This is a genomic window from Ruegeria arenilitoris (assembly GCF_013030265.1).
Taxonomy (GTDB): Bacteria; Pseudomonadota; Alphaproteobacteria; order Rhodobacterales; family Rhodobacteraceae; genus Ruegeria; species Ruegeria arenilitoris_E.
Window position 1 is genome coordinate 289289 of sequence record NZ_WPZQ01000006.1, and the last position, 19163, is coordinate 308451.

General features: G+C 56.4%; 20 protein-coding genes and 1 tRNA gene. 15 read left to right on the plus strand and 6 right to left on the minus strand.

Annotated features, from left to right (window positions below):
* Positions 1 to 185 precede the first annotated feature (185 nt).
* From pcaF to GOX61_RS12990, 7 genes are read left to right on the plus strand one after another with little or no spacing between them, the layout of a single operon-like run.
* Complete coding sequence (gene pcaF, locus GOX61_RS12960; RefSeq protein WP_170334290.1) at positions 186 to 1388, plus strand: 3-oxoadipyl-CoA thiolase; 1203 nt, start codon at positions 186 to 188, stop codon at positions 1386 to 1388.
* Between the two features lie 15 nt (positions 1389 to 1403).
* Positions 1404 to 2396, plus strand: coding sequence for a 1,2-phenylacetyl-CoA epoxidase subunit PaaA (gene paaA / locus GOX61_RS12965; RefSeq protein WP_155148785.1), 993 nt, complete (start codon positions 1404 to 1406; stop codon positions 2394 to 2396).
* Between the two features lie 24 nt (positions 2397 to 2420).
* Positions 2421 to 2705 (plus strand): 1,2-phenylacetyl-CoA epoxidase subunit PaaB, encoded by a 285-nt coding sequence (gene paaB, locus GOX61_RS12970; protein WP_155148782.1) that lies wholly within the window; start codon positions 2421 to 2423, stop codon positions 2703 to 2705.
* Positions 2705 to 3466, plus strand: a complete 762-nt coding sequence (gene paaC / locus GOX61_RS12975; protein ID WP_170334292.1) for a 1,2-phenylacetyl-CoA epoxidase subunit PaaC — start codon at positions 2705 to 2707, stop codon at positions 3464 to 3466. The genes paaB and paaC overlap by 1 nt, the downstream gene beginning before the upstream one ends.
* Positions 3467 to 3472: 6 nt before the next feature.
* Positions 3473 to 3934 carry a 1,2-phenylacetyl-CoA epoxidase subunit PaaD gene (paaD, locus tag GOX61_RS12980; RefSeq protein ID WP_170334294.1) on the plus strand — a complete coding sequence of 154 codons (462 nt, stop codon included), beginning with the start codon at positions 3473 to 3475 and terminating at the stop codon, positions 3932 to 3934.
* A gap of 10 nt (positions 3935 to 3944) precedes the next feature.
* Entirely contained in the window at positions 3945 to 5018 is a 1074-nt protein-coding gene (locus GOX61_RS12985; RefSeq protein ID WP_170334296.1) for a 2Fe-2S iron-sulfur cluster-binding protein, read from the plus strand.
* Between the two features lie 13 nt (positions 5019 to 5031).
* A complete protein-coding gene (locus tag GOX61_RS12990; protein ID WP_170334298.1) occupies positions 5032 to 5790 on the plus strand; it encodes a Phenylacetic acid catabolic protein in 759 nt (252 codons plus the stop codon).
* Between the two features lie 4 nt (positions 5791 to 5794).
* Here GOX61_RS12990 and GOX61_RS12995 read toward each other — a convergent pair whose 3' ends face one another.
* The 5 genes from GOX61_RS12995 to paaG form a co-directional block, all read right to left on the minus strand.
* Complete coding sequence (locus tag GOX61_RS12995) at positions 5795 to 6010, minus strand: hypothetical protein (protein ID WP_170334300.1); 216 nt, start codon at positions 6008 to 6010, stop codon at positions 5795 to 5797.
* An 82-nt stretch (positions 6011 to 6092) separates the two neighbouring features.
* A complete protein-coding gene (locus GOX61_RS13000) occupies positions 6093 to 6689 on the minus strand; it encodes a TetR/AcrR family transcriptional regulator (RefSeq protein WP_155148766.1) in 597 nt (198 codons plus the stop codon).
* Between the two features lie 3 nt (positions 6690 to 6692).
* Positions 6693 to 8003, minus strand: a complete 1311-nt coding sequence (gene paaK / locus GOX61_RS13005) for a phenylacetate--CoA ligase PaaK (protein WP_170334302.1) — start codon at positions 8001 to 8003, stop codon at positions 6693 to 6695.
* Between the two features lie 15 nt (positions 8004 to 8018).
* Positions 8019 to 8447, minus strand: coding sequence for a hydroxyphenylacetyl-CoA thioesterase PaaI (gene paaI, locus GOX61_RS13010; RefSeq protein WP_170334304.1), 429 nt, complete (start codon positions 8445 to 8447; stop codon positions 8019 to 8021).
* A gap of 1 nt (position 8448) precedes the next feature.
* A complete protein-coding gene (gene paaG, locus GOX61_RS13015) occupies positions 8449 to 9234 on the minus strand; it encodes a 2-(1,2-epoxy-1,2-dihydrophenyl)acetyl-CoA isomerase PaaG (RefSeq protein WP_170334305.1) in 786 nt (261 codons plus the stop codon).
* Positions 9235 to 9401: 167 nt separating this feature from the next.
* Between paaG and GOX61_RS13020 the strand changes: the two genes are divergently transcribed.
* The 8 genes from GOX61_RS13020 (at position 9402) to GOX61_RS13055 (ending at position 18022) form a co-directional block, all read left to right on the plus strand.
* On the plus strand, positions 9402 to 10421 hold the full coding sequence (locus tag GOX61_RS13020) for a TRAP transporter substrate-binding protein (protein WP_155148750.1): 1020 nt from the start codon (positions 9402 to 9404) through the stop codon (positions 10419 to 10421).
* Positions 10422 to 10482: 61 nt separating this feature from the next.
* Complete coding sequence (locus GOX61_RS13025) at positions 10483 to 10989, plus strand: TRAP transporter small permease (protein WP_170334307.1); 507 nt, start codon at positions 10483 to 10485, stop codon at positions 10987 to 10989.
* On the plus strand, positions 10986 to 12338 hold the full coding sequence (locus GOX61_RS13030; RefSeq protein ID WP_170334309.1) for a TRAP transporter large permease: 1353 nt from the start codon (positions 10986 to 10988) through the stop codon (positions 12336 to 12338). Before GOX61_RS13025 ends, GOX61_RS13030 begins: the two co-directional genes overlap by 4 nt.
* Positions 12339 to 12425: 87 nt before the next feature.
* Positions 12426 to 14456, plus strand: a complete 2031-nt coding sequence (gene paaZ, locus GOX61_RS13035; RefSeq protein ID WP_170334311.1) for a phenylacetic acid degradation bifunctional protein PaaZ — start codon at positions 12426 to 12428, stop codon at positions 14454 to 14456.
* A 66-nt stretch (positions 14457 to 14522) separates the two neighbouring features.
* A complete protein-coding gene (locus GOX61_RS13040; RefSeq protein ID WP_170334313.1) occupies positions 14523 to 15326 on the plus strand; it encodes a PaaX family transcriptional regulator C-terminal domain-containing protein in 804 nt (267 codons plus the stop codon).
* An 86-nt stretch (positions 15327 to 15412) separates the two neighbouring features.
* The gene (locus GOX61_RS13045; RefSeq protein WP_170334315.1) at positions 15413 to 16885 is read left to right on the plus strand and encodes a flavin-containing monooxygenase; all 1473 of its coding nucleotides are present in this window, start codon (positions 15413 to 15415) and stop codon (positions 16883 to 16885) included.
* A 1-nt stretch (position 16886) separates the two neighbouring features.
* Positions 16887 to 17858, plus strand: a complete 972-nt coding sequence (locus GOX61_RS13050; protein ID WP_170334317.1) for an alpha/beta fold hydrolase — start codon at positions 16887 to 16889, stop codon at positions 17856 to 17858.
* 87 nt (positions 17859 to 17945) lie between these two features.
* Positions 17946 to 18022 (plus strand) — tRNA-Met (locus GOX61_RS13055).
* A 122-nt stretch (positions 18023 to 18144) separates the two neighbouring features.
* Here the strand turns inward: GOX61_RS13055 and GOX61_RS13060 are convergent.
* Complete coding sequence (locus GOX61_RS13060) at positions 18145 to 19119, minus strand: sterol desaturase family protein (RefSeq protein ID WP_254436854.1); 975 nt, start codon at positions 19117 to 19119, stop codon at positions 18145 to 18147.
* Between the last annotated feature and the right edge of the window lie 44 nt (positions 19120 to 19163).

The window sequence follows — 19163 nt, forward strand, 5'->3', positions numbered from 1 at the left end:
CTTATGAGTCTGTTGAAAGCCCGTCCTATGGCGGGCTTTTTCTTTGTCAGGCAATTATATGTTACTAAATTTATCATCATTGAACGATTGTGTTACATTTTACTTGCCGCGAATCGAAAGCTAACGTAATACCCGACCAAGCGGTCACTTAATGACGCCCTACGCAAGACCGGAGGTTCTGACGAATGGACGCTTTTATCTGCGATGCTCAACGTACGCCCATTGGGCGATATGGCGGCGCGCTAAGTCAGGTACGAACGGATGATCTGGCTGCAATTCCAATTGCCGCATTGAAAGAGCGTAACCCGCAGGTGGACTGGGCCAGCCTCGACGATGTGATCTATGGCGATGCCAACCAGGCGGGTGAGAGCAACCGGAACGTGGCGCGGATGGCTGCCCTTCTGGCTGGTTTGCCGGTGGACGTGCCCGGAACCACGATCAACCGTCTTTGTGCATCAGGTATGGATGCAGTCGGCATGGCAGCCCGGGCTATCAAGGCAGGGGACTATGATCTTGCCATTGCAGGCGGCGTTGAAAGCATGTCACGCGCGCCCTTTGTGATGCCTAAGGCAACCAGTGCGTTCACCCGTTCTAACGCGGTCTATGACACGACCATCGGCTGGCGTTTCGTGAACAAGAAGATGCACGAGATGTACGGCACGGATTCGATGCCGCAAACAGCTGACAACGTGGCTGAAGACTATGGCATCAACCGCGCCGATCAGGATTCCTTTGCAGCGCGCAGCCAAGCCCGGTGGGCCGCAGCTCATGAAGCTGGTGTTTTCAAAGATGAGATCACTCCGGTCACCATTCCTCAACGCAAGGGCGACCCGATTGTGGTGGATACGGACGAACATCCGCGCCCGGGAACGAGTGCTGAAAAACTGTCTGGTCTCAAAGGTGTAAATGGTCCCGACAAGACCGTCACTGCAGGTAATGCCTCGGGTGTGAACGATGGGGCTGCCGCAATTCTGCTGGCGAACGAGGCTGCAGCGGCGAGCAATGGCCTGACCCCGATTGCCCGTGTGGTTGGCATGTCTGTGGCGGGCGTCGCGCCCCGCGTTATGGGAATTGGTCCGGTTCCGGCCAGCCGCAAGGTGCTGGCGCGTGCCGGACTCACCATCGACCAGATGGATGTGATAGAATTGAACGAGGCCTTCGCATCTCAGGGTCTGGCCACCCTGCGTGAACTTGGCGTTGCCGATGATGCACCCCATGTAAATCCCAACGGCGGCGCCATCGCCATTGGTCACCCTCTGGGTATGTCTGGCGCGCGGCTGGTCATGACAGCCGCTTATCAATTGCAACGGACCGGTGGTCGCTATGCGCTGTGCACCATGTGCGTGGGCGTAGGCCAGGGTGCCGCACTTATTCTTGAACGCGTGTAAGGGAGGAGACCTCACATGTATGCTCAGATGGTCAAAACAGCAGGAACAGGCGTCAAATCTCAGGACGAAATGTCCGATCAGGAACGCGCCTTTCAGGAAAAGATCGATGCTGACATCAAGATCGAACCCAAAGACTGGATGCCCGACGATTACCGCGCAACGCTGATCCGCCAGATCGGCCAGCACGCACACTCTGAAATTGTGGGCCAATTGCCTGAGGGCAACTGGATCACACGCGCTCCAACTCTGGAACGCAAGGCGATCCTGCTGGCAAAGGTACAGGACGAAGCCGGTCATGGGCTTTACCTTTACTGCGCAGCGGAAACTCTGGGCGTCAGCCGCGATGAGATTACCGAGATGCTGCTGGACGGACGCATGAAGTATTCGTCCATCTTCAACTATCCAACCCTGAACTGGGCCGATATCGGCGCGGTTGGCTGGCTGGTTGATGGTGCTGCGATCATGAACCAGGTGCCGTTGCAACGGACGTCTTATGGCCCTTACTCCCGCGCGATGATCCGGATCTGCAAGGAAGAAAGCTTCCATCAGCGTCAGGGCTATGACGCGATCCGCAAGATGGCCGAGGGTACGCCGGAACAGCGCAAGATGGCGCAGGATGCGCTGAATCGCTTCTGGTACCCGTCATTGATGATGTTCGGCCCATCCGACAAGGAATCCGTGCATTCTGCCCAGTCGATGGCCTGGAAAATCAAGATCAATACCAATGACGAGTTGCGCCAGAAATTCGTCGACCAGACCGTGCCACAAGCTGAATATCTTGGCCTTACCGTCCCTGATCCGAACCTGAAGTGGAACGAGGAACGCGGGCATTACGACTTTTCCGAGCCTGATTGGTCCGAGTTCTTTGCCGTAATCAAGGGCAATGGCCCCTGCAATGTTGATCGTCTGGCAGCCCGCAACAAGGCCTGGGACGACGGCAAATGGGTTCGCGATGGCTTGCTGGCCCATGCCCGCAAGAAACGTGCCAACAAACTGGCAGCCGAATAACCCCACTTAAAAGGAGGACAACTGATGAAAAACGAATGGCCCCTTTGGGAAATCTTTATCCGCGGTCAGCACGGCATGAGCCACCGCCATGTCGGCTCACTACATGCACCAGACGCGGAAATGGCAATCAAGAACGCCCGTGACGTCTATACCCGTCGAAACGAGGGTGTTTCGATCTGGGTAGTGGAAGCCAACAACATCACGGCCAGCTCACCCAGCGACAAAGGCCCGTTGTATGAGCCGAGCGAGAGCAAGGTTTACCGGCACCCAACCTTCTTTGACATTCCCGATGAAGTGGGAGCCATGTGATGACTCGCGACGAGACACTACAGCAATTCCTGCTGCGGATGGGGGATAACACACTGATCCTTGGCCACCGCGTCAGCGAGTGGTGTGGGCACGCACCGGTTCTGGAAGAAGATATCGCATTGGCCAATACCGCACTCGACCTGATCGGTCAGACTCAGATGTGGCTTGGTCTGGCTGCCGAAATTCAGGACGAAGGCCGCAGTGCCGATGATCTGGCTTTTCTGCGGGACGCGTGGGATTTTCGCAATGTTCTGATGGTCGAGGTGCCTAACGGCGATTTTGGCCGCACAATGATGCGCCAATTCCTGTTTGATGCGTGGCATTCGATCATGCTGGGCCGGTTGATGACATCCTCGGATGAACGGGTTGCCGCGATAGCAGCCAAGGCCAGCAAAGAGGTGACTTATCATCTTGAGCGTTCCGGCGACACGGTCGTCGGGTTGGGTGATGGCACTGAAGAGAGCCACGCCCGGATGCAGGAAGCACTGGATTATCTATGGCCATATGTCGGCGAGATGTTCGTCAGCGACGATGTGGATGCCGAAATGGTCGCTGCAGGTATTTCACCTGATCCGGCCGGTCTGCGCGAAGAATACGACGAACTTGTATCCCGCATCCTGTCCGAGGCAACCCTGACCATCCCCGAAAGCCGCTTTGCCCACAAAGGCGGGCGTGACGGGCGAATGCATACTGAACATCTGGGGCACCTGCTGACTCAGATGCAGTGGCTGCAACGCGCCTATCCCGGAGCCAGCTGGTAAATGATGATGACACGCGCAACGACCGATCAGATATGGGGATGGCTGGATGCTGTTCCCGACCCCGAGATCCCGGTAATCTCGGTGGTGGATCTGGGCATCGTGCGTGACGTTCAGTGGGATGCGGACACGCTGAAAGTGACCGTAACGCCAACCTATTCCGGCTGTCCGGCAACCTCGGTTATCAGTATGGATATCGAAACGGCGCTGCGCGATCACGGGATCGACGACATCCGTGTCGAAACCAGCATCTCTCCAGCCTGGACCACAGATTGGTTGAGCGACAAGGGCCGCACAAAGCTCGAAGAATATGGGATCGCCCCTCCGCAACCTGCGGGTGGGCCAGAGCGCTGCCCGAATTGCGGCAGCAAGGCCGTCGAAAGAGTCAGCCAATTCGGCTCGACCCCGTGCAAGGCGCATTGGCGCTGCACAGATTGCCTGGAACCCTTTGACTATTTCAAGTGCATCTAGGGAGGACCTGATGGCGCGCTTTCACGATCTGGAAGTCACCGATATCCATAAAACCATCCGTGACGCGGTGGTGGTGACACTGAAACCCGCAAACGGTGCAGTGGATGAGTTCGATTTCACGCAAGGCCAGTACCTGACCTTTCGCCGCGATTTCGATGGTGAAGAATTGCGCCGGTCCTATTCGATCTGCGCAGGCAAGGATGACGCAGCCCTGCAGGTCGGGATCAAACGCGTAGATGGCGGGGCATTCTCGACCTGGGCCAACACGGACTTGAGGGTTGGCGATGTTTTGCAGGCCATGCCCCCGATGGGCGGTTTCTTTACCCCGCTGGATGCGAATGCCGAAAAGCAATATCTGGGCTTTGCGGGCGGGTCTGGCATCACGCCGGTGTTGTCGATCCTGAAGACCACATTGGCCCGCGAACCCTACTCTCGCTTTACGCTGGTCTATGCCAACAAGGGTGTGAACACGATCATGTTCCGCGAAGAGCTTGAGGACCTGAAAAACCTCTATATGGGCCGCCTGAACGTGATCCACATTCTGGAAACGGACGCGCAGGACATTGACCTGTTCACTGGTCTGGTGACGCAGGAGAAATGCGCGGAATTGTTCAAGCACTGGATCGATGTCGAAAACACTGACACCGCCTTCATCTGCGGCCCTGAGCCAATGATGCTGGGCATTGCATCAGCGCTGCGGGCACATGGCCTTGATGACAGTCAGATCAAGTTCGAACTGTTTGCCAGCGCCCAGCCGGGCCGGGTGAAGCGCAAGGCACATGCGGCAGATGTTGCCTCGCAGGCCAACCAGACCAAAGCATCAATCACGCTGGACGGCGGGACGCAAACAATCACCATGCCCAAGGATCAGTCCATTCTAGACGGCGCGCTCGAAAACGCGATGGATGCACCTTACGCCTGCAAGGCCGGCGTATGCTCGACCTGCCGCTGCCGGGTGATCGAGGGTGAGGTCGAAATGGTCGCCAACCACGCGCTGGAAGATTACGAAGTTGAAAAGGGCTATGTGTTGAGCTGCCAGGCCTATCCGCTGACCGACACCGTTGTTGTCGACTACGATCAGTAAAGGGAGAAGAGCAATGGCCGAAGACATGACGATCGAAAGCTATCTGGAAGCTGGCGGCGTTCTGACCAACCCCACCAATGTTCCCCCGCGCTATCGGGCCGAACTCATGAAACTGATGGCAACTTTTGTCGACAGCGAGCTTGCAGGTGCCGCCGGGTTTGCCGACATCATAAATCAGGGGCCCGGCATCAAGGAACGTATTGCCGCGGCAAAGATCGTTCTGGAAAAAAGTGACAGTGCTGATCGCGTCCTGAATATCATGGGTGAGTTTGGTGCAGACACTGAACGCTATGCGAACCACCATCCGTGGACTGAGCGTCTGGAACGTGAGGCCGATATAGGCGCGACACGATTCGAGCATGACATGCGCCTTGCGGTCTTCAACTACCCGATAGAAGGCTGGATCGACGCGGTCATGATGAATCTGCTGATGAGCCGGGCCGTAGCGATTCAACTGGCCGAGTTTTCGATGATTTCATATCAGCCACTGGCCGAAGCCTTTCGCGCCATTACGCCAATTGAGGCTCACCACGGTGAGCTGGCTTTTGAAGGGGCACAGAAGCTGTCCGAACAGGGCAACACCGAACAGATGCAGGCCGCGGTCAATTACTGGTGGCCTCGCGTCGCTGCCAGCTTTGGGTCAGGCAGCGCGGAAAAAAACGAACATCTGCGCAAGATGGGATTGCGACGCGCGACCGGGGCAGAGCTGAAAACCCGCTGGGAAGCCGAGGCAGCCGGTCTGCTGGAAAAACTGGGACTGCGTGCGCCCTGAGCTGTCAGGTCCGTCGCGGACGACCGATCAGGCCATATTTTCGGGCCACCGATTTCCATGATCTGCGCTTTGGTTTCCCAAGTGCAGAGCCGGACGACTTGGCGGCCCCCGCCTGTCGGTTGAATTCATAGACGTCGATAATCCGTTCGGCACAGCCACAGGCCTCGCCCATGCCCACCTTGGCGAAATAGAATTTCTCGAAGCTCTCTGGTTTCTGCATGGCGATCCTCCGACGTCAGTGAAACAGACGATCGCTGAGAGGCCAAATCAATTCTGTGCCAACTCTGATCAGTAGTTGGATGCTAAAGCCCTTTGACACCCGTCAATGTAAGATTGCTGACCTGCGCCGCATAATCCCGACGCGCCTCAGCATCCGCACCTGAGTTCCACATATAGTACCAGTTCAGCATGCCAAAGACTGACATCGTTGCCGAACGCAACTTGGCCCTGTCATCACGGAAAACCTCAGGCGCTATATCGGCAATGATGCCGCTGAGGAAATTCACCATGTCTCGCTGATAGCCACGCAGCAGGTTCTGTTGCTCGGCTGGCAGCGCCGACATACCGCTGGTCTGTACCCTGTGTTCATCATCCACGCCCTGATAGGCCAACAGAATTTCGGCAACGACCTTGTGCAGCTTGTCCGAAGCGCTCAAACCGTCGACCTCCAGGCCGCAGATCAGATCCCTCAGTTCGCGCAGGTACGTCTCGAGAATATCGAAAAGGATCGCATCCTTGCTGTCATAGTAATGATAGATGTTAGCCTTCGAGATACCGCATTCGCGCGCAAGCTGCGTCATGGATGCGCGGTCAAACCCTTCGCGCGCGAATACACGCGCCGCAGACTTGAGGATCTGCGTGCGCTTTTGTTCGTGATCTTTTGCTATCGTACGGGCCAAGCTTCACTCCTTGTCTCGGTTATCGACAACGCGCTTGGCCTTGCCCTGACTACGCTCGACATCACCGGGCTCGCCTACAACAATCTCGGTGGAAACACCAACAACGTCCTTGATCCGCTTGGTCAGCATGCGCGCGGCCGCGGTTTTGCTCAATTCGTCAGCTGCATCAGGCAACGCTTCGACAAAGACGCGCATTGCGTCCATGCGACCTGATTTGAACAGCTCGATCTGATAGTGCGGGGCAACGCCACCTGTCGCCATGACCTGTTCCTCGATCTGGCTGGGGAAAACATTGACGCCACGCAGGATGATCATGTCGTCCGAACGCCCCGTGATCTTTTCCATCCGACGCATTGATCGTGCTGTTCCGGGCAACAACCGCGTCAGATCGCGGGTGCGATAGCGGATCATCGGCAGACCCTCTTTGGTCAACGTGGTAAAGACCAGCTCACCCATTTCCCCATCAGGCAGAACTTCACCGGTCTGCGGATCAATGATTTCCGGCAGGAAGTGATCCTCCCAGATCACCGGTCCATCCTTGGTCTCAACGCATTCATTGGCGACGCCGGGCCCCATGATCTCGGACAGGCCATAGATATCGACCGCATGCATATCAAACGCCTGTTCGACCTCCTTGCGCATGGCATCGGTCCAGGGTTCAGCCCCGAAGACGCCGACAGCCAGAGAGCTTTCGCGCGGATCCATCCCGACCTTGTGATACTGCTCGAGGATGTTGAGCATATAGGACGGTGTCACCATGATCCCGTCCGGCTTGAAATCAGTGATCAGGTTGACCTGTTTTTCGGTCTGACCACCACTCATAGGAACGACCGTAGCGCCAAGACGTTCGATCCCATAATGCGCACCCAGACCGCCGGTAAACAGACCGTAGCCGTAGGCGTTATGGACCACATCCCCTTTGCGCAATCCGCTGGCACGCAGAGAACGGGCAACCAGATCAGCCCAGTTGTCGATATCTGTCTTGGTGTATCCCACTACTGTGGGTTTTCCGGTTGTTCCGGATGAGGCGTGCAGACGGGTAATCTGCTCACGCGGGACAGCGAACAGGCCAAAGGGATAGTTGTCGCGCAGATCGTTCTTGTATGTGAACGGGAACTTCGACAAATCGCTCAGGCTCTGCAGATCGTCCGGGTGCACACCCGCCTCATCAAAGCGCTGCCGGTACATTGGCACATTGTCATAGGCGTGGCGCAGCGACCACTTCAGGCGATCCAGCTGCAGATTGCGGATTTCGTCAATCGAGGCGATTTCGATTGGATCCAGGTCCGCTTTGTTCGGGGTCAAGTCCTTCATGGCGTCCTCCTCGCCTCAATTCTCTTGGAACAGGGTGCCGTTGATTGCGCGGGAGAAACCCCGGAATTCCGCAATCTTCTGGCCATCCTGATTTGTTACTGTGACATCGTAGATACCGCTGCGCCCGGAGAGGTTTTGCTCGGCGGCGCGGGCAGTCAGGCGATCACCCAGCTGTCCGGGTGCGATAAAACTGATCATGTTGTGCTGGGCAACGGTCGATTGATTTCGGCTGTTGCAGGCAAAGGCAAATGCACTGTCTGCCAGCATGAAGGTCACGCCGCCATGACATATGCCATGGCCGTTGCAGTGGTGTTGTTGAACCGTGAGGGCAAGAATCGCTTCCCCCTCATCGACACCGATCAGATCCATCCCTGCCCATTTCGAGGCATTATCCTGATCCCACATGGCGGCCGCGGCCTGCTCTGCGCGTTGCTTTGGCGTCATATTATTTACCCTGAAACTGAGGTGCGCGCTTTTCCAGAAACGCCGATACGCCTTCGGCATAATCCGCGCTTTCGCCGCATGTCTTCATCGCGTCTGCTTCGACTTCCAGCTGATCGCTGAGTGTGTTGACCGCCGCTGCCTGGATCGACTGTTTGGTCATGCCCAACCCCAGTGTCGGCCCGTTGGCAAACTGTTCGGCAAGCGCGCGCGCCTCTTCCATCAATTGGTCATCCGGAATGGCTTTCCAGATCAGCCCCCACGCTTCGGCTTGTTTTGCCGGCAAGGGCTGAGCGGTCAGGGCCAGTCCCTTTGCGCGCGCCTCACCCAACAGGCGCGGCAGATGCCAGCTGCCACCCGTATCCGGGATCAAACCGACCTTGGAAAAGGATTGAATGAACTTGGCCGACTCGGCGGCCAACACGATGTCACATGCCAGCGCGACATTTGCCCCTGCCCCTGCGGCGACACCGTTCACGGCGCAGACGACCGGAAGATCAAGCGACCTGATAAGCCGCACAAGTGGTGCATAAAACGTACGCACAGTGTACCCGAGATCGGGTGGTCCATCCATTTTTGAAGGATCACGGTCCCCCAAATCCTGGCCCGCGCAGAAGCCGCGCCCTGCACCTGTCAGCAGGATCGCCCGGGCACCGTTATCACGGGCATCCTCAAGAGTTGCGCGCAACGAATAGTGCATTTCATCGGTGAAACTGTTCAGCCGGTCAGGCCGGTTCAGCGTTATTTCCACCCAATTTCCGTGGTTTTGCGCAAGAATCGTATCACTCATGACCCGCTCGCTTTGCAATTGTTTCGATAAACTTCTTGCATTAACCGAACGGTTGGTCAATAAATTTCTCGGACTTACCATCGAATCCGGGCCGTCAGCCTGTTGATGGTTACAAAAAGGACCATTACCGCAATTAAGACTCATGTTTTGGAGGAGGAGAACCAGTCATGAAGTTTATCGGGATCAAATCGCTTTTGGCCTCAGCCGCTATCGCGGTGACAGGCAGTGTTGCGTTTGCCGCAGACTACACCCTGACAATTTCCAGCTGGGCACCACCGACCCACGGGATCAATGCCAAGATGTGGCCCAAATTCGTCGAAATGGTTGAAGAGGCCACAGACGGTCAGGTTACTGCCGAGCTGAAGCTGGGCATCGCACCGCCTCCGGCGCAGATGGATCTGATCATGGATGGCGCCGCTGACGCTTCGATCATTTTCCACGGCTATCAGCCAGGCCGTTTCGTTACGACGAAACTGATCGAACTGCCGGGCTATGAAGGTTCTGCCGAAGATGCATCGGTCGCCTATTGGCGTGCCTATGACGAGTATCTCAAGCAGGCGGATGAACACCGTGGGGTAAAGGTTATTGCTCTGCACACCCATGGCCCTGCGCAGCTGCATTCCAGCAACCAGGTCACCAATCTGGATGAAATCTCGGGCCTGAAGGTACGTATCCCGGGTGGCGTCGGTGGCGATGTTGGTTCGGCGTTGGGAGCAACCGGCATTCAAGTTCCGGCCCCCAAAGTCTATGAAACACTGGCGTCCAAGGCGGCAGATGGCGTCGTGATGCCCTTCGAATCCCGCAAGGGCTTCAAGCTGACCGAAGTGGCCCCCAACGTTTATGAGATGCCGGGTGGCCTGTATCGTGGTTCGTTCGCCTTCATCATGAACGAAGACACATTCGCCGATCTGCCCGAAGATCTGCAGAAGGCGCTGGACGAAAACGTCTTTGGTGAGCCTCTGAGCCGCGAAATCGGCAAGATCTGGGATGAGATCGACGCAACCGGTCGCGAAGCCACTGAGGGAACCGAAGGCAACTCGATCAACGCGGCAAGCGAATCTGACCTGGAGAAGTTCTCGGCCATTGCCGAGGATGTGCGCGCCAAGGTTATCGCCGAGGTCAACGAGGCCGGTGTCGATGCACAATCCGCCTATGACATGATCAAGTCGGAAATGTCTTCCAACTGATCTTCAAGTCAGGGGCGGCGCACCACCGCCGCCCCAAACCTTCCCCCTTCGGAGCTGCTAGATGACCTCTCTCATCCAGCTTGTGCGACGTGCCAGTGTTTTGCCGGTCATCGTAGCGAGCATTGCCCTTTTCATCCTGATGGTAATGACATTCTGCGACGTCATTTTCCGATCGGTTTTCAATAACCCGATTGAAGCCGCAACAGAACTGACACGCATACTGATGGCCATTCTGGTCTTTTCAGTTTTGCCAATCATTTCGGTCAACAACGGACATATCGCAGTCGATCTGACTGATGGAATTTTCAACCGCCTGCGCCTGAGCCGCATACGTGATGCCATCATCTATCTGGCAAGCGGAGTAATGCTGTTCTGGCCTGTACAGCGGGTCTGGATTCTGGCGGAACGCGCGCGCGACTACGGCGATGTCACCGAATACCTGTCGATCCCGACCTACCTGATCGGATGGTTCATCACCGTTTCGGTCGCCATTACAGCCATCGTCATGATCATCACCGGTCTTCTGCACCTGTTCGCCCCCAAAGCTTTGACGGAACCCACTCAATGACCGCAGCACTTATTGGATTTACACTTGTTCTGGTTCTGGTGCTGCTGCGCCTGCCCATCGTCTTTGCCATGGGGCTGGTTGGCACCCTTGGCTTTGCTTACGAGCGAGGAGGCTCGATCTTTGATGAACGTGGCCTCAAAGCTGCCATGTCGATGGTCGGTCGTCAGATCACTGACACCGCACAAGATTACGGCCTGTCCGTCGTTCCCTTGTTCATCCTTATGGGATTGTTCGTAAACAAGGGCGGAATGGCACGTGAGCTTTATGCAGTATCGAACGCCTTTCTGGGTCATATGCGCGGCGGAATTGCCATGGCTACAGTTGCAGCCTGTGGTGGATTCTCAGCCATCTGCGGCTCTTCTCTGGCAACGGCGGCGACAATGTCCAAAGTAGCCATGCCGGAAATGCGCCGCTATGGCTATACGGATGAACTGTCGACCGCATCCATCGCTGCCGGGGGCACGCTGGGCATTCTGATCCCGCCATCGGTCATTCTGGTGATCTATGGCCTGCTGACCGAAACCTCGATCGGCAAACTGTTCATGGCCGGGATCATCCCGGGCATCCTGGGCATCCTGTTTTACCTCTTTGCCGTGCGCTGGACCGTCTGGCGCAATCCCGAAGCAGGTCCAGCAGGAGAACGTGCCAGCTGGGCTGAGCGCCTGCGCGCACTGGGTTCGGTCTGGGCCGTGCTGTTGCTGTTCTTCCTGGTGATCGGAGGTCTGTATGGCGTCTTTGATTTCGAGCCCCTGAACCTGACGTTTTCACCGACTGAGGCCGCAGGTATGGGCGCTGCAGGTGCATTCCTGATCGCCCTGTTCCGAGGTGGCCTGACCGTGGGTTCAACATTCGAAGTTCTCAGGGAAACCTGCTTTACTGCGGCGGCACTGTTTGCCGTATTGATTGGCGCACAGATCTTTTCGAACTTCATCAACCTCGCAGGACTGCCCGAAGCGCTGATCGCACTTGTTACGGCCTATGATGTTTCTCCCTTCGTCGTGATCCTGATGATCCTTGGCATCTACATCATTCTTGGCTGCGTGTTTGAATCACTGTCCATGCTTCTGCTGACCGTGCCGATCTTTTTCCCGCTGGTTACGTCACTGGGCTATGATCCGATCTGGTTCGGCATCGTCGTGGTCGTCGTTACCGAAATCTCGCTGATCACCCCACCGGTTGGCCTGAACGTGTTCATTCTGAAAGGCGTGGTCGGAGATGTATCCACCGGCACGATTTTTCGGGGTGTCACCCCGTTCTGGGTAGCCGATATCTTTCGCCTGGCGTTGATCGTACTGGTCCCGATTGTGGTACTGTACCTGCCCCAACAGATGGGTGCGCTGGGTCACTAAGACCGGGGCGGTCCCGGCGACCGTCCCACAAATCCTAATTCATGAGACATGCCGCCTTTGGTGGCATGAAAGGAACGGGAGCGTCCAATGTCTCTGCAACAGATTTCCAGTTTTGCCGCCGGTCAGTGGGTCGCGCCCGGAAACGGCGCACGTACGATCGCTTCGGCCATCACCGGCGAACCCTTTGCAACCGCTGGCAATTCAGCACTCGACGTGCAGGCAATGCTGGAATTCGCACGCAATACCGGTGGCCCTGCACTGCGCCAAATGACGTTTCACCAGCGCGCCAAGATGCTCAAGGCCCTGGCGCAAACTTTGTCAGGTCATAAACAGGCGCTTTATGATCTGAGCTTTAACACGGGTGCGACGCAAAACGATCATCTGATCGATATTGATGGTGGCATCGGCACGATGTTTGTCTTCGCCTCAAAGGGACGACGCGAGATGCCGGATGGTCATGTCTATCTGGATGGCGATCTCGAGCAACTGTCGCGAAACGGAACGTTTCTTGGACAACATATCTGCACACCGCTGCACGGCGTCGCGATCCATATCAACGCATTCAACTTTCCGGTTTGGGGTATGCTGGAAAAGCTTGCCCCAACGTTGCTGGCGGGTGTCCCGGCCATAGTGAAACCAGCCACCAACAGCTGCTATGTAACCGAACTGGCCGTTCGGATCATGCTGGAAAGCGGCATACTGCCTGCAGGCGCGCTGCAACTGGTGTCAGGCGGGATAGGTGACATGCTGGATCATCTGACCTGTCAGGATGTGGTCAGCTTTACCGGTTCGGCAGACACAGCCTTAAAACTGCGTCAGAACCCGGTGATCCTGAACAACTCGGTTCGTTTTGTGGCCGAACAGGACAGTCTGAACGCTTCGATTCTTGGGCCAGATGCTGTGCCGGGTACACCTGAATTCGATCTGTTCGTCAAAGAAGTCTCTCGTGAGATGACCACCAAGGCCGGGCAGAAATGTACGGCCATCCGCCGCATCATCGCTCCGGATACACAGGTGGAAGCGGTGATCGAAGCTTTGTCGGCGCGACTTGCCAAAACTACCATTGGCGACCCCCGATTGGAGACAACACGCATGGGCGCTCTGGTCTCGAGCGGACAAAAGGCGGATGTGCTGGCCAAAGCCGATATCATCGGTCAGGAGGCCGAGCGTGTTTTTGGTGATCCCACTGCTTTTGACGTCGATGGAGCAGATACCAAGAACGGTGCCTTTGTCCCGCCAATGCTGTTCCACTGTGCCGACCCTGACAACGCCCAGCGCGTCCATGACACCGAGGCCTTCGGGCCCGTTTCGACAATCATGGGATATCGGGATCTGGATCATGCCATTGCGATCGCCAATCGTGGGCAAGGATCGCTGGTGACCTCATTGATCACACATGACACCGAAGTGGCACAAAACGTTGTCATTGGAACAGCGGCGTACAACGGGCGCATCTATATCAACGACCGAGACTCGATGAAGGAATCCACCGGCCATGGTTCCCCCCTGCCACATATGGTGCATGGTGGCCCCGGCCGCGCGGGCGGTGGCGAAGAAATGGGCGGTGTGCGCGGTGTTCAACACTATATGCAGCGCACGGCCATTCAGGGTTCGCCACGGATGCTGTCATCGCTTGGCAAAAAATGGGTGCCCGGTGCGCCTGAGATCCAAGGCCTGGCACACCCGTTCACCCGCAAATTCGGCGAATTGAGCATTGGGGAAACGCTGAACACTGCCTCGCGTACGATCACACTGGATGATATCGAGCATTTTGCTCATTTCACCGGCGATACGTTCTATGCCCACATGGATGACGACGCCGCCGCACGAAACCCGTTCTTTCCCGGTCGGGTTGCGCATGGCTATCTGCTGCTGAGCTTTGCAGCGGGATTGTTTGTTGAGCCGAACGAAGGCCCGGTTCTTGCGAACACCGGCCTTGACGGCCTGCGCTTTATGAAGCCGGTTGTCGCCGGAGATAGCATCAAGGTGCGGCTGACGGTCAAGCAAAAGACCCAGCGTACGGACGAGTATGGCGAAGTTCGCTGGCACGTGACCCTGACCAATCAGGATGATGAGATGGTGGCGGAGTATGAATTGCTGACCATGAATGCCTATTGAGCCATTCAAAACTCAGCGCGGGCGAATGTGTTTTTCTTATTCGCCCGAACGCTTTAAACTGGTTGCATGACCAGTGAACAAAGGTGGTTCGATACCGCAGTATCTGAATTGGCGGACCCGCAGAACCAGCGGGTTTGGTCCATCATCGTATCGTTGTTCGGCGATCTGGCTCAGAAACCTGCAGCACAGATATCAGGCGGCGCACTGACCCGAATAATCGAGCCGATGGGGATCAAGCCCGAAGCAATCCGCGTGGCTGTGCACAGGTTGCGCAAGGATGGCTGGATTGAAAGCGATCGCATAGGCCGCGTATCGCGGCACTACCTTACCGAATACGGGCGTTCACAGTCTGCGATGGTGACACCACGCATTTATGCGCGCGATCCCATCCCGGCTGAGCGCTGGCACTTGCTGATCGCCGAAGAAGGGACAGGAACGCGGGCATTGGAAGACGTGATGCTCAGCCGCGACTATACCCCGATTGGCCGGAATGTGGCCTTGGGCGCGGGCGCACCCCCCGATGATCATGACGATCTGCTGGCTCTGGAGGTTTCAGCGCAGGATACACCCAAATGGGTGCAGGACCGGCTGTGTACGCCCGAGATGCGCGAAGCCTGCCGCACTCTTCACGAAGCGCTGCGGCGCGTGTCGCAGAGCCGGCCAGCTGGCTGGAGCCCTTCGCCATCTGAAATTGCCACTTTGCGTACCCTGATCGTTCACCGTTGGCGGCGCGTAGTGTTGCGGCAGCCTGATTTACCCCAGACCTTTTACCCCGCAGACTGGCGCGGCCCCGCTTGCCGAGCCGAGGTGTTCCGCCTGCTCGACACTCTCCCCCGGCCCGATCTGGATGAACTCAACCAATCCGGGTGACGTCACGGCAGACTATTCACATGCCGATCTATGCTCCTATCCTTTCTCTGTATCCGAGCTGAACGTCTTGGGAGGGGCGTCCTTGTATGCAACATGAAACCGATATGCTGATCGTCGGCGCCGGATTTTCTGGGCTCATCATGGCAATCGAAGCCCGCAAACGCGGACTCACCGACATCACCATCCTGGAAAAGGCCGGTGATATTGGCGGAACGTGGCGTGAGAACACCTATCCCGGGGTAGCCTGCGATGTGCCTTCACATCTCTACTCCATGGCGACGCATCTCAATCCGGATTGGAGCCGTGCCTATGCCGGTGGTGCCGAGATCCAGTCCTATCTGCAGCGTGTAGCCAAGGAAGAAGGGTTGTATGACCTGTGCCGCTTTCACACCGAACTGAAATCTGCCAGATGGGATGGTAGTGCATGGCAGGTAGAGACATGTGACGGACATCGATGGAAAGCCCGATTTCTGGTCTCGGCCGTCGGCGCCCTGCACATACCCAGCATTCCGAACATTCCCGGCGCGGACAACTTTCCCGGACCGTGCTTCCATTCCGCCGAATGGGATCACGCCGTTGCGCTGGATGACAAGCGTGTCGCCGTCGTTGGCACGGGCGCCTCGGCGGTTCAATTCGTTCCGGAAATCGCAAAGGTTGCCAAACAGGTCACCATCTTTCAACGCACCGCCCCTTATGTCCTGCCCCGACCAGATGGCCCGATCGCGCCCTGGGTTCGACGGCTGTACAGACGTATCCCCCTGCTGCCGCGTATTCGTCGCAAGCTGATCTACACGCTGTTCGAATTCAGGCATCGCGTGTTCCGGGGTGAAAAAGGTGCGGTTGATTTTGCCATGAAGATGTGGCGACACGCGCTAGAAAACGCCATTCCTGATGCGTCGAAACAAAAGATACTCACCCCGGATTACCGGATTGGCTGCAAACGTATCCTCAGTTCGAATGACTGGTACCCTGCCCTTGCACGCGACAATGTCGAAGTGATCCCACACGGGGTTGCCTCAATCGAAGGAAATCAGATCACTGCAGCGGATGGCAGACAGTTTCACGCGGATGTTCTGATCTGGGGCACAGGCTTTCACGTGACAGATGCAGTTCAGAGGCTGAACATCACGGGTGAGGACGAGCTGACCCTCCGCGATGCATGGGCAGACGGCATGCAGGCCAATCTGGGCACCGCCATCGCGGGTTTTCCCAATCTCTTCATTCTGCTCGGCCCGCATACCGGACTGGGGCACAATTCCGTCGTTCTGATGATCGAAGCGCAGGTGAGCCATATCGGTCGGGTTCTGGACCAGATGCAAAAGAACGGCATCCGCACTATCGTGCCCGATGGGCATAAACAGGCTGAGTTTACAAAAGAGATGCAGGACCGACATACCGACAGTGTCTGGCAGGCGGGCGGTTGCACCTCATGGTATCAGGATGCCAACGGGCGCAACACAACGCTGTGGCCAGGCACCGTAGCCGAGTTTCAGAAACGCATGGCGCGCTCTGGTCTTGAGCAATATCATGCGGTGAACCCACAGTCCGGAGATAGCTGAGATGACAGTATTGCTGACAATCGCCCTGCTTATCGGAGTGTTCCTGATCGGAGCAAACCTGTGGACCCGCAGATTGACCCGGCAAGGCATCGCAACCGTGCCGCAGATGGGGCAAATCGTACCCGTCAATGGCGGTAGCATTCACTATGTCGAAAAGGGTGAACCTGGAAAACAGACAATCCTGATGATTCACGGGCTGACGGGGCAGTTGCAGCATTTCACGTATGCCCTGATGGACCAGCTCTCGCAGGACTATCATGTCATAGCAGTTGATCGACCTGGCTGCGGTTATTCCACCCGCGACGATGCAAGCCTTGGCACCCTGACCGAGCAGGCGCGCATGATACATGAGTTCATGCAGAAAAAAGGCATCAGCGATGCAGTCCTCGTAGGTCATTCGCTTGGTGGTGCCGTATCGCTGGCGATGGCGCAGGCCTACCCCGATGACATCAAGGCGCTGGCATTGCTGGCTCCGTTGACGCATCGGATGCCTGGACCTCCGGCGATTTTCAAACCGCTTGAGATCCGCACCGAATGGCTGCGCAATCTGATTGGCAACACGATTGCGGTGCCATTGGCAAAAAAGACGGCACCCCATGTCATCCACGAGGCTTTTGCGCCTGAAGCCGCCCCATCGGATTTTCTGGATCGGGCAGGTGGCGCACTGGGGTTGCGTCCGTCTGCATTCATCACCGGATCGCAGGATGTAATCGGCATCGAGGCCAGTATCGACGGAGTAAATCAAGGCTACAAAGATCTGCAGGTACCGGGCGGTATCCTTTACGGTTCCGACGATCCAATCCTGTCACCCGCCCAACATGGCGTACCGATGCAACAATTCGGGCTTTCTTACGAACAGCTGGAAAATCGGGGTCACATGATCCTGATTACCGCGCCGGACGAATGCGCGACTTTCATACGAAACGTCCTGGATGCCACGCAGACTGAGAAACCTAAGGCGGAAAATCGGTGACGATTCAAAACTTGAAAGAATCCGGAACAAACTTGGTGTTTCCCTCTTGACCCCCCCAAGCCTCTCCCTTAAATCGCCTCTCACCGTGGCGGAGTAGCTCAGTTGGTTAGAGCAGCGGAATCATAATCCGCGTGTCGGGGGTTCAAGTCCCTCCTCCGCTACCAAATTTTCCTAAATTATAACGACGCCGCATAGCATGAATCGCCGCTATGTGGAGTGCCGATCAACAGACTGACTGTATTCGTTGCACAGGGATTTCTGCCTGTTTCTGCTGATCTGCCAGCTCTCAGATATTCTCGACCGATCTATCTCTGACACCAGTCGTTTCTGCAGCTTTCGGCGTTCGCGAAGAAAATCGGCCTTCGATCCTGTTTCGAAGCTTGCTAAATCTGCGGCGCACCACCTGTGCCATGTCCACGAAGGGGCGGAAATAGATATCCGAAATGCGCGACGCATGAGCCTCGGAAGGTTGCAGACCGAACTTGAGGCGGCTGTTCTGCTCGGACAAATGCAGAGACCCGAACAGCCAATCCCAGACCGCAAAGGCCACGCCAAAGTTCTTGTCATGATGCTCGCGCGCGATCGAGTGATGCACCTGATGCTGCGCCGGCGAGATGAGGATGTGCTCCAGCCAGGGCCAGTAGCGGATCGAGATATGAGAATGCCGCAGGTTCGAACCGGTCATGTGGAAGACAAAGGACATGACGTTCACGCCAAGCACCGTATAAAGATCTACCGCGCTACCAAACAGGAACAGGAAAACCGCCATTGTCGTCCCCTGCGCAACGGCACCGCGGAGACTATAGAGAATTCCCTCCAACGGGTGCGTTCGATACACCGTGATCGGCGTCATCGTCTCAGCCGAGTGATGGGTTTTGTGGATGGCCCACAACAACGGCCAACGATGCATCCAGCGATGAACCAGATATTTGGTGAAGTCATCGACGATAAAGATAGTCGCCGTGAACAACGCGACGATTATGCCCGTCGGAGCATCCGAGAACACGCCCCTTTGCAGGAATGCAATATCATGCAGCGCATAGTAGAGGGCGGTTGCAATCGCCAACTGCGATAAAAGCAGCGGCGAAATGAACATCGTGAACACCCGATTGATCACGAAAATCTTGTAGTCAGCCTTTGCTGATGGCGAAAAAAGGATTTTGCGATCGAATATCTGATGCAGCGCCAGCTTGAAAGAAGATCTGCGTACTGCAACCAGCCAGACCAGAGCAATCAGAACGGTCAAAATCAAATACCCCAAAAAAACACGTTTCTTGGGATTGGAAAAATCTGCAAGGACAGAGC

Coding starts and splice junctions, on each gene's coding strand:
- pcaF (WP_170334290.1), top strand. CDS start 186: ATGGACGCTTTTATCTGCGATGCTCAACGTACGCCCATTGGGCGATAT.
- paaA (WP_155148785.1), top strand. CDS start 1,404: ATGTATGCTCAGATGGTCAAAACAGCAGGAACAGGCGTCAAATCTCAG.
- paaB (WP_155148782.1), top strand. CDS start 2,421: ATGAAAAACGAATGGCCCCTTTGGGAAATCTTTATCCGCGGTCAGCAC.
- paaC (WP_170334292.1), top strand. CDS start 2,705: ATGACTCGCGACGAGACACTACAGCAATTCCTGCTGCGGATGGGGGAT.
- paaD (WP_170334294.1), top strand. CDS start 3,473: ATGACACGCGCAACGACCGATCAGATATGGGGATGGCTGGATGCTGTT.
- GOX61_RS12985 (WP_170334296.1), top strand. CDS start 3,945: ATGGCGCGCTTTCACGATCTGGAAGTCACCGATATCCATAAAACCATC.
- GOX61_RS12990 (WP_170334298.1), top strand. CDS start 5,032: ATGGCCGAAGACATGACGATCGAAAGCTATCTGGAAGCTGGCGGCGTT.
- GOX61_RS12995 (WP_170334300.1), bottom strand. CDS start 6,010: ATGCAGAAACCAGAGAGCTTCGAGAAATTCTATTTCGCCAAGGTGGGC.
- paaK (WP_170334302.1), bottom strand. CDS start 8,003: ATGAAGGACTTGACCCCGAACAAAGCGGACCTGGATCCAATCGAAATC.
- paaI (WP_170334304.1), bottom strand. CDS start 8,447: ATGACGCCAAAGCAACGCGCAGAGCAGGCCGCGGCCGCCATGTGGGAT.
- paaG (WP_170334305.1), bottom strand. CDS start 9,234: ATGAGTGATACGATTCTTGCGCAAAACCACGGAAATTGGGTGGAAATA.
- GOX61_RS13020 (WP_155148750.1), top strand. CDS start 9,402: ATGAAGTTTATCGGGATCAAATCGCTTTTGGCCTCAGCCGCTATCGCG.
- GOX61_RS13025 (WP_170334307.1), top strand. CDS start 10,483: ATGACCTCTCTCATCCAGCTTGTGCGACGTGCCAGTGTTTTGCCGGTC.
- GOX61_RS13030 (WP_170334309.1), top strand. CDS start 10,986: ATGACCGCAGCACTTATTGGATTTACACTTGTTCTGGTTCTGGTGCTG.
- paaZ (WP_170334311.1), top strand. CDS start 12,426: ATGTCTCTGCAACAGATTTCCAGTTTTGCCGCCGGTCAGTGGGTCGCG.
- GOX61_RS13040 (WP_170334313.1), top strand. CDS start 14,523: ATGACCAGTGAACAAAGGTGGTTCGATACCGCAGTATCTGAATTGGCG.
- GOX61_RS13045 (WP_170334315.1), top strand. CDS start 15,413: ATGCAACATGAAACCGATATGCTGATCGTCGGCGCCGGATTTTCTGGG.
- GOX61_RS13050 (WP_170334317.1), top strand. CDS start 16,887: ATGACAGTATTGCTGACAATCGCCCTGCTTATCGGAGTGTTCCTGATC.